This window comes from Pedobacter faecalis (genome assembly GCF_030182585.1).
Lineage (GTDB): Bacteria > Bacteroidota > Bacteroidia > Sphingobacteriales > Sphingobacteriaceae > Pedobacter > Pedobacter faecalis.
Genome location: NZ_JARXOW010000002.1, coordinates 1 through 14,005 on the forward strand (window position 1 = coordinate 1; position 14,005 = coordinate 14,005).

Below are 14,005 nucleotides of genomic sequence, written 5' to 3' on the forward strand. Positions count from 1 at the left end.
CGGAGTTCTTGTCTTTATGAACCAAACCGGCTTCCGATAACCCCATTGCTATCTTTAACTCCCTGCTTCTTGGTACAGCATCAGATATCCGCTACAGGTAGACATACAGGTCAAATGTTAAAATGTGCTAAATTGAATTTAGGCACTTCTAAAAACCGTATTTTAGTAAATACGTTATAGTACATAAATTGCACGCACATGAAATTGAAATTAGTTGGGGTTGTATTCTGCCTGTTGTTGTTTAATCTAACCGTACATGCTCAGGATAAAAAAATTGTCCTGCCTCCGAACTGGTATAATCTCGATCTGGCTGCTGATGGTTTTTTCGGTATAAGTACAGAGAAGGCTTATGCTCAGTTGCTTAATGGCAAGGGAGCTAAAGAGCGTATTGTTGTAGCGGTTATTGACGGTGGTGTGCAGGTTAACCATGAGGATCTGAAGGGGGTGATGTGGTTGAACACGAAGGAAATTCCCGGGAATGGTATCGATGATGACAAGAATGGCTACATAGATGATGTCAATGGCTGGAATTTTATTGGTTCTAAGAATGGCAATCTTGCTTATGATAATCTTGAACTGATCCGTATTTATCGAAAATACCATGATAAGTATAAGTCTGCGATCCGTTCCACCGTATTGGACAGCACTGAGAAGCAGGAGTATGCGGAGTACAACCGTGCTGTGAGGGAGTTTGGAAAGCGTTACAACAATGCTGATGAAAACTTTCGTGTATTGAGTGCCATCAAAAAGGTGCTCGATTCGGTAGCCGTTGTCAACAAGGTTGCGGTACCAAACTTAGAGCAGATTGAGCGGTATGTTGCAGATGATGAACAGGAGGAACAAATTAAGAAGATTATCCGGTCGGGCACGCGTCAGGAAGGGTCTTTTGAGAAATTCTATAAGGAGATCATGGATGGTTATAAACAGGTCGACGTGATGATCAGATATAATCTTAATCCTAAGTATGACGAACGCGAGAAGCTTGTGGGCGACAATTATGAGGACTCCTCGGAACGTCTATATGGCAACAATGATGTTCAGGGTCCTAATGCCGACCACGGTTCGCATGTAGCGGGTATTATTGCGGCCGATCGTACAAACGCTATCGGTATTAATGGGGTGGCCGACCACGTCAGTATTATGGCTATCCGCGTGGTTCCGGAGGGCGATGAGCGTGATAAGGACGTGGCCAATGGGATCAGGTATGCAGTTGATAATGGCGCCAGGATTATCAACATGAGTTTCGGAAAAGGTTTTAAGTGGGATAAGGCGGTGGTTGATAAGGCGGTTAAATATGCGGAGCAGAAGGGGGTGTTGCTTGTTCATGCGGCGGGCAACGACAATTCTGATAACGATGTCGTGGAGAACTATCCTAACAAGTTTTATGATACTCCTGAAGCAAGGGCTCATAAGAAACGTGCCGACTCTATAGCGGCATTGCCTGTCAAGTTTGATATCAACAGTATACCTGAGCGGGGCGCTCCTCAGCAAAGCAGGGTGGGTATGAATCCGCTGAAGCCTAGACCTATTGATACGGTAAAATTTAGTTTTCCGCACGCGTCGAACTGGATTGAAGTAGGGGCCAGCGCCTATCATGATAATGCTGATCTGAAGGCTTCTTTCTCTAATTATGGCAAGTATACGGTGGATGTATTTGCACCTGGCTTTATGATTAAGTCGACAGTGCCGGATAATAAGTATGAGGAATTTGACGGGACCAGTATGGCGGCGCCGGTTGTCTCTGGCCTGGCTGCGCTTATATGGTCGCGCTATCCCGATCTTAAAGCGCCGCAAATCAGGGAGATTATTATGAAGTCAGTAAGGAAGGTCGACCGCAAAGTAAAGCATGTAAATAGTCGCGGTGAAAGTATACGTGTGCCCTTGTCTGAACTCTGTGTAAGTGGTGGTATTGTAAATGCTTACGATGCGCTTAAGCTGGCTGAAAGCTATTCGGTAAAATAATAACTCACTACATAGAAAAAGCCCCTGTTCTTGATAGAAAAGGGGCTTTTTAGTAGCGGGGAGCAGGATCGAACTGCCGACCTCAGGGTTATGAATCCTGCGCTCTAACCATCTGAGCTACCCCGCCGGAATTCTTATTTTTTAAGAGTTGCAAATATAGAATAATTTACTTTTCTTTAGAAACAAATTAAAAAAAATAGTCTAATCAGTCAGGATTTAACAAGTCTATAATGTCGGAAAAGAAAAAATTTACGCTGGAGTATGAGATCAGGTCATCCCCACGTATTTTGTTCAGTTTTATTAGCGAGCCCAACGGTTTGTCTCAATGGTTTGCTGATGACGTTGTTTTCCGGGATCAGGTTTATACCTTTAAATGGGATGATGAAGAGCAACGTGCCAAGCTCTTAAGCATTAAGGAAAACAAATCCATTAAGTTTAAATGGATTGATGATGACCCGCATTGCTACTTCGAGATGGAGATCTTGCAGGACGAACTGACCAATGATGTGGCGCTTGCCATAACCGACTTTGCGACAGATGAAACGTTGTCTGAAAGAACGTTGATCTGGGACAATCAGATTGATTACCTCCACAGCGTAATAGGGGCGTAATAGCAAGTTTTTCCGTATATTTGTACGTTGAAAAAGATTCATTTACTTTTATTAAAAGCATTCATAAGACCTTTTTTCGTCACATTTTTTATTGTGATGTTTATCTTATTGATGCTCTTCCTTTTTAAGTATGTAGATGATTTAATAGGGAAGGGGTTCGAGTGGTATGTGATATTGGAACTGATGTATTATGCATCGGCGGCCAATGTTTCCATGGCCTTGCCGCTGTCTATCCTGCTTTCGTCTATCATGACCTTTGGTACCTTGGGTGAGAATTACGAGCTGGTTGCGATTAAGTCGGCCGGTGTATCGTTGCAAAAGGCGATGACGCCGCTTTTTGTGCTGATCATCTTTTTAGCAATAGGCTCATTTTTGTTCTCAGATTATATGTTGCCCAAAGCAAATTTAAAGTATGGGTCGCTTTTATGGGACATCACAAATAAGAAGCTTTCCTTTCTGATTAAACCAGGCGTGTTTAATAACAGTATACCGGGTTATTCTATCCGGGTAGACAAAAAAGGTGATGATGGGGTATCCTTATACGATGTGATGATTTATGATCATACCTCCACCAGCGGTGTTCCGAAGATCATTCTCGCACGTGAAGGTACGATGTCAAGTAACGATCAGTATCTTTTTCTGAAGCTGAAAGATGGTGTGCGTTATGAGGAGTCGGGAGGGCGAAATAGCTATGGTAACCCGAGACAGGAACTGACGCGTATGCGTTTTAAGGAAACGGATCAGAAATTTGATATTTCGAGCTTCAATATGAACCGCACGGATGAGCAGTTTTTCCGGAACAACACGGCGATGCTGAACCTGAAGGGGCTGACAAAGAAAGGCGATTCTTTGAACAGGGATCTGGATAGTCTGAATAAGTTTGCCGCGCTGAATGTAAGTTCGTACTATAAGCAGAACAATTACACCAAAGGCTACTCGAAAGTTAAGACAGCTCCAAAGCCTATTAAGAGCACTTTGCTGGCTACCATACCGGAACCTGATCGGCTTGCTTCTGTACAGGCTGCGATGGATATGGCGACCTCGGTTAAGCAGGTTACTTCGAGCAGAATCTCCGAGTATGAAGATAAGATCAAAAACATTACGAAGGTCGAACTGGAATATCAGCGGAAATTCACGCTTGCAGCTTCCTGTCTGCTGCTGTTCTTTATAGGAGCTCCGCTTGGTGCAATTATCAGAAAGGGCGGGCTTGGCCTCCCTGTGGTGATGGCAATTATATTCTTCTTGATCTATCATATCATCGCTACGGTTTCTGAGAAGTCGGCCACTACGGGCTCGCTCCGGCCATTCTTCGGGATGTGGCTAGCTATATTTGTCTTGTCGCCCTTAGGGGCATTTCTAACCTATAAAGCTACGGTGGATTCGGTGTTGTTTGACTTGGATTACTTTAAGCAACTGACGGCTAAGATTTTGCGGAAAAAGGAGTCCTGATGTATTCCTTACGTATTCATGATAGTTTATTCCGGTTTTTTGATGCCTAACTTCGTAACTTTGCAGGGTGCCTGCAAGACCTCATTGTTTCTGCGGGATTATTTATTGCTATGGAAATAAAATTAAACGCTATAGAAGAAGCTATTGCGGAGATAAAAGCGGGTAAGGTGGTTATTGTTGTAGATGATGAGGACCGCGAAAATGAAGGCGATTTTTTAACGGCTGCAGCCAACGCCACACCCGAGGTAATCAATTTTATGGCTACGTATGGCAGGGGTTTAATTTGTGCTTCCCTTACGGAGGAGCGTTGCGATGAGCTTGGTCTGGAACTGATGGTCGGCAAGAATACCGCTGCCCATGAGACGAACTTTACCGTGTCTGTCGATTTGCTGGGACACGGGTGCACAACAGGTATTTCCGCTTCTGACCGCTCCAAGACTATTTTAGCGCTTATAAATCCGAAAACCAATCCTGCTGAACTTGGCAAGCCCGGACATATTTTCCCCTTGAGGGCAAAAGACGGAGGTGTGCTGAGAAGATCGGGACACACGGAGGCGGCGGTAGATCTTGCCAGGTTGGCGGGTATGGAACCAGCCGGTGTGCTTGTTGAGATTATGAAAGACGACGGGGAGATGGCGAGGTTACCGGATCTGGTCAAAATTGCGGCTCAGCATCAGTTAAAGATCATATCGATCAAAGATCTGATCGCGTATCGACTAACTAAGGAAAGCCTGATTCATCAGGAGGTTACCGTTAATCTTCCTACACAATGGGGAGATTTTAAGATGACCGCTTATACCCAACTGGATAACAATGCTACCCACCTTGCCATCAGTAAAGGTGAGTGGCAGGAAGATGAATCGGTACTGGCCCGTGTACATTCATCTTGCGTAACCGGGGATATTTTTGGTTCCTGCCGTTGTGATTGCGGACCCCAGCTCCATAAGGCGATGGAAATGATAGAAAAGGAGGGTAAAGGCGTGATTGTTTATATGAACCAGGAGGGCAGGGGTATTGGTCTTATCAATAAGCTGAGGTCTTATAACCTGCAGGATGCTGGCTTTGACACGGTGGAGGCGAATATTAAACTCGGTTTCAAAAGTGACGAGCGCGATTATGGCGTAGGCGCACAGATTCTTCGTGCCCAGGGGGTTATGAAGATGAAGCTGATGTCTAACAATCCGATGAAAAGAGCTGGATTGATAGGATACGGCTTAGAGATCGTTGAGAATATTCCTATTGAGATCAAAAGCAACGTTCATAATGAACTTTACCTTAAAACTAAGCGCGATAAGATGGGTCACCAGATTATGAAGGGCTAGATGTCTCCTATTTGTTGTTCTTTTTCTCCTTCAGCATAACCGGTGAACGCTGGTAGCTTGTGCTGTCCGGGCGATTGGACTTCAGTGTATCGGTCGGTTTGCTCGGTTTATAGGTTCCTGTAAGGCGCTTTACAAATTCCCTGAAGCTGTCAAATTGCTGTGTGTAGATCAGTCCGAGTGACGTTACATTGTTGTTCTGGCTGCCACCCAGAGGTGTATTCAGAAACAGACCCTGTTGTGTAGGAGGCTTGTTGGCCAGTTTCCCAATCAACGTTCCGTCCTTCTTTATAAGTGTTAATATCTCTACTTCTCCGCCAACATTGTCTCTCGTAAACCCTATGGGCGACAAATCGTTCGTACTTCTCCTGTCGACGATCCCTGCATTTAAGACGACGCGGTTGTTGAAGAACCGGAAAGATGCGTTGGCTTCACTGAGCGACCTGATATTGATGTCCACGAAGTCAAGGTTTAACGAGGACAGCACGTTGTTGAACTGATTAAACAGTAGTTCTGTTGCCGTACTCGCTACGCCGGAGGTAAGCTGTTTTCCAAGGCCCTCTGCACCGGTGCCCGGAGCAAAGCTCCTCCGTATGATCAAACTTAGCGCCTGGAGGTTTCTGTTGTTGTCATCGTTAAAGTATGACTGAAGCTCTTCTTTAATCGCGGGGTTTGATGGAAAGAAGATGTCCAGTCTAATGTCTGGCTTCAGAAGAAGTCCCGATAATCCCATTTCAACCTCGGTAAGCACACGTTCATTTACAGCACTTCCCGCATCACGGTTTGCCGCAGTATACAGATCGTTCAGGCTTGCCCGTAGTGCGTATATTGCCTTCAGGTTAATTTGAGCGTTATTGGGATTACCTGTCCAGCGGATGGTTCCACCCTGGCGTATGGTAAATTTCTTATTGATGATTTCCTGAGCTGTAAAATCAAAGCTCCCGGATTCGATAATGTAGTCGCCCGACATCTCAAAGTCGCCAAGACTGTTGATGTTCAGTTCAAGGTTCTTGGAGTAACCGCGACCACTCAGGTTACCCAGCGTAGTATAAATATTCGCCGTACTGTTAGCGTCTACAACCAGTTTCAGGTTCATCGTGAGACCATCGAAAGTTGTGGGTTTTTTAACGGTTCTCAACGTGTCTTTACTTACGAAGGTAATGAAGTCTTTGCTTGCCACGGTCTCTGAATTGTTTAGCGGCAGGTTAAAAACAGTACCTTTTTCAGTCTTCGCATCTATATCAATAAACATGTTGTTGGTAGGGCCTTTAAACTTGAAAGTCCCCGATCCGTAGGCTCTGCCAAAGTAGATGGAGTTATCTTTTTCAGTAGTGTTGAGCGCCATGATGTTTTCGGCATTTATGGTCACATCGAGCGTTGGATTGTTTATGTTATTGAGATCTACTGTTCCGGTCGCAACCGCCTCGTGACCTTCCACATCAAGAAGCTTGAGGCTGTTGAGATCAATAACACTGCTGTTTACCGCTACTTCGTCTGAGAGAATATATGTTGTCTTTAAATAATTGACGGTCATCTTGCCTTCATCAAACGAGATTTCGCCGTTAATGTCGGGCTTAGTAAGGTTGCCTTTAACACTAAGTTCGGCAGAAATATGCCCTCCCAGGTCTGAAACAAGCCTGCTCAGGAAAGGTTCGAGTACAGCTAATTCACTGTCGTTAAGTTCTACCCCAAGGTCGATCTCACTTTTTTCCAGATCTATATTTCCCACAGCGCTCAAGCTTTCCCTGCCTTCGGCACGTATCGTTGTATAAATGTTCGCCGCCTTATTCAGCTGATCGTAAGATGAGGTGTCGGTGAGCCGACCGATGTAAGTATCATTAAACGTCAATGAATCAACGATGATATTATCAGAAATCCGTGGTGCTTTAAGAACATTTCTAAGTTTAGTATCGCCGTTTAGGCGTCCTTTCAGCGTGATCCCGAGAGTCTTGACAAATGGATTTAGACTTTGAAGGTCGATGTCTTTAAAACCTACTACAAGTAGGTCTGCCGGGTCGTCCGATAAGATACCGTCTACAGTCAGCAACTGTCCACCGTTACTCAGATCAAAATTACGTATCTCAGTTTTGCCTTCGTTAAGACTTATACGTACCTTCTCCTGGATTTTCCAGTCCTCGCTGTTAATCTTAAGGTCGGACGGCAGGATGCTGATCTTGGCCGTGGTATCATTCGTAAATTCGACCAGGCCGTTTAGATCCAGTTGGTTGGCATCATCAGCATTGGCCAGTTTGACGTTGAGCGATAAACTGTCGTTCCTCAGGATGTTGGAGATGTTGACGTTTTTAATATACAGACTATCATTCAGGTCGACACGGTCAGTAGTGATAATTGCCTGCAACTGGTTTTCAGAAGTGTTTTCGTCGACGATGATATTGTGCGCAATGATTCCCTTGTAGGTCAGCTTAGTAACAAATCCATTTACTGTGGCGATGTTCTTTGACGAATCAAAATTGCCGATAAATATGGCATGATCAGTGATTTCAAGGCCTGGAATAAATAGCTGTGCAATTGGCTCAAAGCGCTTCAGTTTCAGGTTGAAATTAAAGATCTGATCGCCATAAGGCTTAATGTCGGTTTGCAGCGATGGGATATACTTTTTGGCGAGCGCCTTATAGTAGGACGGTATGGCATTTAAATCGTACTGGCCTTTCACGCTGGCTTCCAGTACATCAGAGGTAATAGTCAGGTTTCTGTCGCGACCCGTACCGCTTGCCGACAGTTTCACGGAGTCGATGTGATAGATTCCTTTAACATTGTCTAACCTCACTTCCTGAATAAGCAGATCACCCTGAATGTTGTTCAGATTGTTACCGGAAAAGTTCGTCTTGAACTTGGCGTCGATCATGAGCGAGTCCTTATGGAGATGCAATGCTTTCAGTTTGGCCTTACTGATCGTTGCCTCAAAGTTGAAAACCGGCAGTACGGGATTGAGGTTTACCCCTCCGCTAAACATAAGTTTAACGTTCTTGTCGTTTACACTTAGATTGCCATTAAAATATCGTTTATCGAACGTCCCGTCGATCTTAGCATTCCGATAGCGGTACCGGTTAAAATCGATATAGTCGATGTCGCCCCTGATCGTTTCCGAAAGGTCCTTAACCTCAAAGCCCCGGCCTTTAACATACAAGGAGGCGGTGAGCCTGCCAAGTTGCGGCTCGTCGACCAGTTCGCCCAGATTGAAGTCGTAGCTTTTGACATACCCGGTATACGATGGTGTGCCTCTTGGGTCTATCTTCATGTTGACATCTGAGACGACCCGTCCGAGTTTTGTTTTAAATTCTCCGAAGGCAATAAAATCGTTTTGAAAACCCGTAAACGAGCCATTGAAATTAACATTGCCAAATTTAGAGACAATGGAAGGGATGACTCCCTTATCTTTAAAGCCAAAGCTTCGAACAATCTGGTCCAGATCAGACTTGTTGGTGCCGGCCATGTCAATTTTAAGGTCCATGAAAGTCTCCTTAATATAGGGTAGCCCTCTCAAAGAAAAGTCGCCTTTCACATAGGTAGCCTTTCCTGTTTTTACCAGCAGCTTTTTAGCCCTGAGATTAGTTACCGTGCCGCTGATCTGGCCGTCCACTTCAAGCCGGAGATTCATCTTGCCGATTTGGGGAGCAAAGAAGGCAACATCACTGGATGCGATATGGCTGTTGGCAAATTTTGCCCTCATCCGCACTTTGTTTACGTAGTCACTGAAATCCTTATATTTCGAGAAACTCATCTCGAAATAGTTGCTCAGTTTACTTTTCTCCGTAGTGAGCATTAGTCGCTCCAACTTTATGGAATTGGTATCTACGGTAGCAAATGCTGTTAGTTCTTTTAGTTTAAAGCCGCTTTTTTCTGCAAAAGACAGGTTCTTTATTTCAGCCTGGAAGATATAATCGGCCGTGTTGATGTTTTCTAATATACCATTTAGCCTGCTTAAATGTACGTCGTCGAAATTGACTCCGTTGATCAGCGTATCTACCCGGAGGTTTTTATACTTAAAGCTAATGTCGTTCAGTATGGCCTTTTGCAGATTTACCCTAAACGGTTTGCCGGGTTTAGCCTTCTTTTTAGGTGAGCCCGAATCAAAATAGTTGATGATGAAATCAAGGTTGGTCGACCTGTCTTTATATGATTTTAAAAAAAAAGAACCTCGATTGATCTGAACCGCATTGATGTCAATAACCCGTCGCTTCAGTGAAAATTCACTAACGTCCACCATTAAAGTCGGCGTACTCAAAAGCGTGTCCTTTTGTAAATCCAGCACAATGAAGTTTTCCAGAACGAGCGATTTGAAGGGCTTAACGTACAAGCTCGTTAATGATATGGTTGTGTTGAGCTCTTTAGATAGATAAGCGGCAGCTTTTTTCGCGAAAAAAGTTTGAACAGGCTTAAACTGGAACGATACAAGAATTACCGCAACCAATATGCCTACCGATGCAACAATCCAAAGAAGTATTTTTAATAGTTTTTTAATAGTTTTGTATCTTATTAATAAAAGTTGTGCCTGTAATACTAGCTATAGAATCTTCTTGCGATGAAACCTCGGTTGCTATTTGCAATAACGGCAAAATTACGGCCAATGTTATTGCAAACCAAACAATTCATCAAAATTATGGCGGTGTGATTCCGGAGCTGGCGTCCCGTGTTCACCAGCAAAATATCATTCCGGTTGTACATCAGGCCCTGCGTGATTCAGGACTTTCAAAGAGCGAGGTTAGCGCAGTTGCGTTTACCCAGGGACCCGGACTTTTGGGATCGCTTTTGGTGGGTGTTTCGTTCGCGAAATCTTTCGCCCTTGCATTGGGTTTGCCGTTGATCGCTGTGAATCATATGCATGCGCATATTCTCGCTCATTTTATCGAAGAACCCAGACCGGACTTTCCATTTCTCTGCCTAACGGTTTCGGGCGGCCATACCCAGATTGTGCTGGTTAAGAGCTATTTCGATATGCAAATAGTAGGGGAGACGTTAGATGACGCAGCCGGTGAGGCTTTTGATAAAACGGCAAAATTGCTGAATCTGCCTTACCCGGGCGGACCGCTTATCGACAAGTATGCACAGCAGGGAGATGGCAGGAAATATCAGTTCGGCGTCCCGCAGATTAAAGATTTTGATTATAGCTTCAGCGGTTTTAAAACTTCGATCCTTTACTTTATCAGATCGAAGGAACAGGAAGATCCGGATTTTGTGGCCAAACACTTAAATGATATATGTGCATCTGTGCAGCACAGTATCGTGCAGATACTTTTAAATAAGCTGAAGCTTGCGGCGAAGCACTTTGGCATTAAGGAGATCGCAATTGCAGGTGGCGTGTCTGCGAATTCCGGCCTCCGTCGTGAGCTCCAGAACGTCGCTGATCAACTCGGCTGGAACGTATACATACCTGCATTTCAATATTGCACCGATAATGCTGCAATGATAGCCATTGCAGGTCACTTCAAATATATGGAAGGTAAATTCACAGATCAGCGTGTGGCGCCTTTATCCAGAATGGAATTTTAACTGTCGACTATGAATATAATGAGTTTTGTTTTTTTTGGCCTTATGCTCCTGCCACTGGTGATTTTTCTGATATGGCTTATTAAAAAGGACCGCAGAAAGAATTATATTGGGCTTGTTGTGCTACTAATCATGGTCATAGTGGCGACTTATGCTATCATACGGTATGACACGATCTTTTTAGAGAATCAGTCAAGAACTTCGCCTGGTCATCAGGTGCCAAGTTATAAATAAAACTTAGGCCGGATGAAGACTGTCCGGCCATAAGTCTTATTTAACTATAGTTTTTCTGTTACTTCAGCACGTATTTTTGCTTCAATTTCTTCTGATAATTCAGGATTGTCCAGCAATAATTGTTTTACAGCATCTCTGCCCTGACCTAGTTTCGTTTCTCCATAAGAGAACCAGGATCCAGATTTCTTGATAATGGCAAACTCTACACCAAGGTCAATAATTTCTCCCACTTTCGAGATGCCTTCACCGAACATAATGTCGAATTCAGCCAGGCGGAATGGAGGTGCTACTTTGTTTTTGACAATCTTTACCTTGATCCGGTTTCCTGATACCTCGTCGGCATCCTTAATTTGAGACGTTCTGCGAATATCTAAGCGGACTGATGCATAAAATTTTAAGGCATTACCGCCCGTGGTGGTCTCTGGGTTACCGAACATCACACCAATCTTTTCACGCAACTGGTTAATAAATATACAACAGCATCCCGTTTTCGATATAGTTCCGGTTAACTTTCTAAGTGCCTGAGACATTAATCTCGCATGAAGCCCCATTTTGGAATCACCCATTTCGCCTTCTATTTCCGCTTTGGGTACAAGCGCAGCTACGGAGTCAATAACAAGAACATCAATAGCTCCTGATCTGATCAGGTTGTCCGCAATCTCCAGCGCCTGCTCGCCATTGTCAGGTTGTGAAATGAATAAGTCTTCTACATTAACGCCTAGCTTCTTCGCATAACTGGTATCAAAAGCGTGCTCAGCATCGATAATTGCAGCCAGACCACCTTTTTTTTGGGCTTCAGCGATAATATGTGTTGCCAGTGTGGTTTTACCAGAAGATTCAGGACCGTAAATCTCTATGATCCTGCCTTTTGGCACGCCTCCGATTCCAAGGGCAATATCTAAACCGATAGATCCTGTGGAAATTGATTCTATAGGTTCAACAGCGTTGTCTCCCAATTTCATTATGGTTCCCTTACCGTAAGATTTTTCCAGTTTATCAAGGGTAAGCTGTAAAGCCTTCAATTTATCTGCGTTTGTGCTCATGTCAGTGTTAACTTTTTAAATGCTATACTAATTATATTAGCAAATATAGGTAAATAATTAAATTAGATATAAAGTTTGCGCAAATATTTTTTTAGACACCGTTTTCGTGACTAAAAATATTAGCGGATTTGTTAACTTTCTGATAATACCTGCAAAAATATGTAATCTCGCAGATATCACATTTCGGTGATCTCGCCACACAAACATATCTCCCGTGCAGGATAAGCCAATGGTGTGCCACATGGATGGTCTCTTCCGGCAGTGATTTGACCAGGTCTTTTTCTACTGCCAGGGGAGTCTTACCGTTGGTCAGGCCAATCCGGTTAGCTACTCTGAATACGTGCGTATCTACGGCCATTGCAGGCGCATTATATATTACGGAGGCAATAACGTTTGCTGTTTTTCTGCCTACCCCGGGCATCTTCTGCAGATCTGTAACACTCTCCGGTACCCGGCCCCCAAAATCCTGTACCAGCATCTTTGCCATTCCAACAAGGTGTTTAGCCTTATTGTTCGGATAACTTATGCTTTTTATATAGTCGAAAACTACGTCAGGTGTTGTGTCGGCAAGACTTTCAGGCGTAGGAAACCGTAAAAATAAGTCGGGCGTAACCTGATTCACTCTTTTGTCTGTACATTGTGCTGATAAGATCACTGCAATAAGCAGTTGGAAAGGGTTATTGTAATGGAGCTCGGTTTCAGCATTGGGCTGCCTGGCTGAAAAATGGGATACAAATAATTTATACCGGTCAATCCTGCGCATGGACAAACTTAGCCAAATCGTGGTAATAAAAAAAGCTGCCGGAAAGTGGCAGCTTTAAAGTTAAGATTACATCCCTCGGGAGTAAGCAAGAATTTTTGCGACAGTTTCATCGGACGGTTCTTTTTTTAGGTTGTCCAACTGGCCCCTGATCGTATTGTAGAACGTCAAATCGTTTGATTGTAATTCCTGAGTTTCCAAAGCATGCTGATTTGATTGTTCGCAATTCAATTGATTAAATAAAGTAGAGGTTTCTATCATAAGCATTTTAGTTGTATTGTTTTTAGTTTATAAACGCCACCAATCTGGTTTTATTTTAAACGAAATATAAATAAAAACAATTTATTGTATAAGTTATGATACTTCCTTCACTTTCATCATTTTCCGCAGGTTATTCAAGGCATATCTCATGCGGCCCAGCGCAGTGTTAATACTTACGTCGGTCAGTTCAGCGATTTCTTTAAAGCTCAAGTCGGCATAGTGCCTCATAATGAGCACCTCTTTCTGGTCGTCAGGAAGAAGCTGTATCATCGCCCTAAGGTCGACATGCGTCTGTTCGCGAAGCATCCGGTCCTCAGCACTTTCCTCATGAAACTGAAGCATATTTAGTACGTCAGTACCATCGGCGCTCGTAATTGCAGGGGCCCGTTTCTCTTTTCTGAAATAATCGATAACGAGGTTATGTGCAATTCGCATAACCCATGGAAGAAATTTCCCCTCTTCATTGTATCTGCCGGAACGCAGCGTGTTGATTACCTTGATAAAGGCGTCCTGAAAAATATCCTCGGCGAGGTATTGATCCTTCACCAGAAGATATATAGATGTATATATTTTTGATTTGTGCCGTCTAAGCAATTCCTCCAGAACAGATTCGTTGCCCCCCAGATATAATTTTATTAAATCCTGATCCGTTTGCTGTTGTAATTTCATAGGTGTATCCTTACTAAATCCCTTCCCCTGTTTGCTAAAAATTATTTAGTAGAGTTTGTTTCGATACGTGTTCTCCTATGTCTTTAAGTGGTAAACTTTATTTTGGTTCTTTATTCAAAAGAAGCATTTTTTTTATAACAATGCAACTTTAAAAATGTTAAAAAATCTTAAATACCCGGGGTTATGCCT

The 14,005-nt window shown here is 43.6% G+C and carries 9 protein-coding genes and 1 tRNA gene; 5 read left to right on the forward strand and 5 right to left on the reverse strand.

The window, feature by feature from the left end:
- Nucleotides 1–198 precede the first annotated feature (198 nt).
- Nucleotides 199–1,962, forward strand: coding sequence for a S8 family peptidase (locus QEP07_RS13700; RefSeq protein ID WP_285010756.1), 1,764 nt, complete (start codon nt 199–201; stop codon nt 1,960–1,962).
- A gap of 53 nt (nt 1,963–2,015) precedes the next feature.
- Here QEP07_RS13700 and QEP07_RS13705 read toward each other — a convergent pair.
- A tRNA-Met gene (locus tag QEP07_RS13705) sits at nt 2,016–2,089 on the reverse strand.
- A gap of 103 nt (nt 2,090–2,192) precedes the next feature.
- Between QEP07_RS13705 and QEP07_RS13710 the strand changes: the two genes are divergently transcribed.
- From QEP07_RS13710 to QEP07_RS13720, 3 genes are all read left to right on the forward strand, one after another.
- Nucleotides 2,193–2,573 (forward strand): START-like domain-containing protein, encoded by a 381-nt coding sequence (locus QEP07_RS13710; RefSeq protein ID WP_256007088.1) that lies wholly within the window; start codon nt 2,193–2,195, stop codon nt 2,571–2,573.
- A 27-nt stretch (nt 2,574–2,600) separates the two neighbouring features.
- A complete protein-coding gene (locus tag QEP07_RS13715; RefSeq protein ID WP_285010757.1) occupies nt 2,601–4,022 on the forward strand; it encodes an LptF/LptG family permease in 1,422 nt (473 codons plus the stop codon).
- 110 nt (nt 4,023–4,132) lie between these two features.
- The gene (locus QEP07_RS13720; protein WP_285010758.1) at nt 4,133–5,344 is read left to right on the forward strand and encodes a bifunctional 3,4-dihydroxy-2-butanone-4-phosphate synthase/GTP cyclohydrolase II; all 1,212 of its coding nucleotides are present in this window, start codon (nt 4,133–4,135) and stop codon (nt 5,342–5,344) included.
- Nucleotides 5,345–5,351: 7 nt separating this feature from the next.
- On the opposite strand, the gene QEP07_RS13725 is transcribed toward QEP07_RS13720, so the two are convergent.
- Entirely contained in the window at nt 5,352–9,659 is a 4,308-nt protein-coding gene (locus QEP07_RS13725) for a translocation/assembly module TamB domain-containing protein (protein ID WP_285010759.1), read from the reverse strand.
- A gap of 191 nt (nt 9,660–9,850) precedes the next feature.
- On the opposite strand from QEP07_RS13725, the gene tsaD reads away from it, so the two are divergent.
- Nucleotides 9,851–10,852 carry a tRNA (adenosine(37)-N6)-threonylcarbamoyltransferase complex transferase subunit TsaD gene (tsaD, locus tag QEP07_RS13730; protein WP_285010760.1) on the forward strand — a complete coding sequence of 334 codons (1,002 nt, stop codon included), beginning with the start codon at nt 9,851–9,853 and terminating at the stop codon, nt 10,850–10,852.
- Nucleotides 10,853–11,127: 275 nt separating this feature from the next.
- On the opposite strand, the gene recA is transcribed toward tsaD, so the two are convergent.
- The 3 genes from recA to QEP07_RS13745 form a co-directional block, all read right to left on the reverse strand.
- The gene (gene recA, locus QEP07_RS13735; protein WP_256007093.1) at nt 11,128–12,126 is read right to left on the reverse strand and encodes a recombinase RecA; all 999 of its coding nucleotides are present in this window, start codon (nt 12,124–12,126) and stop codon (nt 11,128–11,130) included.
- 91 nt (nt 12,127–12,217) lie between these two features.
- Nucleotides 12,218–12,889, reverse strand: a complete 672-nt coding sequence (gene nth / locus QEP07_RS13740) for an endonuclease III (protein WP_285010761.1) — start codon at nt 12,887–12,889, stop codon at nt 12,218–12,220.
- A gap of 351 nt (nt 12,890–13,240) precedes the next feature.
- Nucleotides 13,241–13,816, reverse strand: coding sequence for an RNA polymerase sigma factor (locus QEP07_RS13745; RefSeq protein ID WP_256007095.1), 576 nt, complete (start codon nt 13,814–13,816; stop codon nt 13,241–13,243).
- Nucleotides 13,817–14,005 lie beyond the last annotated feature (189 nt).

Bases quoted from the DNA above. Each gene is read 5' to 3' on its own strand.
- QEP07_RS13700 (WP_285010756.1), top strand. From the start codon at position 199: ATGAAATTGAAATTAGTTGGGGTTGTATTCTGCCTGTTGTTGTTTAAT.
- QEP07_RS13710 (WP_256007088.1), top strand. From the start codon at position 2,193: ATGTCGGAAAAGAAAAAATTTACGCTGGAGTATGAGATCAGGTCATCC.
- QEP07_RS13720 (WP_285010758.1), top strand. From the start codon at position 4,133: ATGGAAATAAAATTAAACGCTATAGAAGAAGCTATTGCGGAGATAAAA.
- recA (WP_256007093.1), bottom strand. From the start codon at position 12,126: ATGAGCACAAACGCAGATAAATTGAAGGCTTTACAGCTTACCCTTGAT.
- nth (WP_285010761.1), bottom strand. From the start codon at position 12,889: ATGCGCAGGATTGACCGGTATAAATTATTTGTATCCCATTTTTCAGCC.
- QEP07_RS13745 (WP_256007095.1), bottom strand. From the start codon at position 13,816: ATGAAATTACAACAGCAAACGGATCAGGATTTAATAAAATTATATCTG.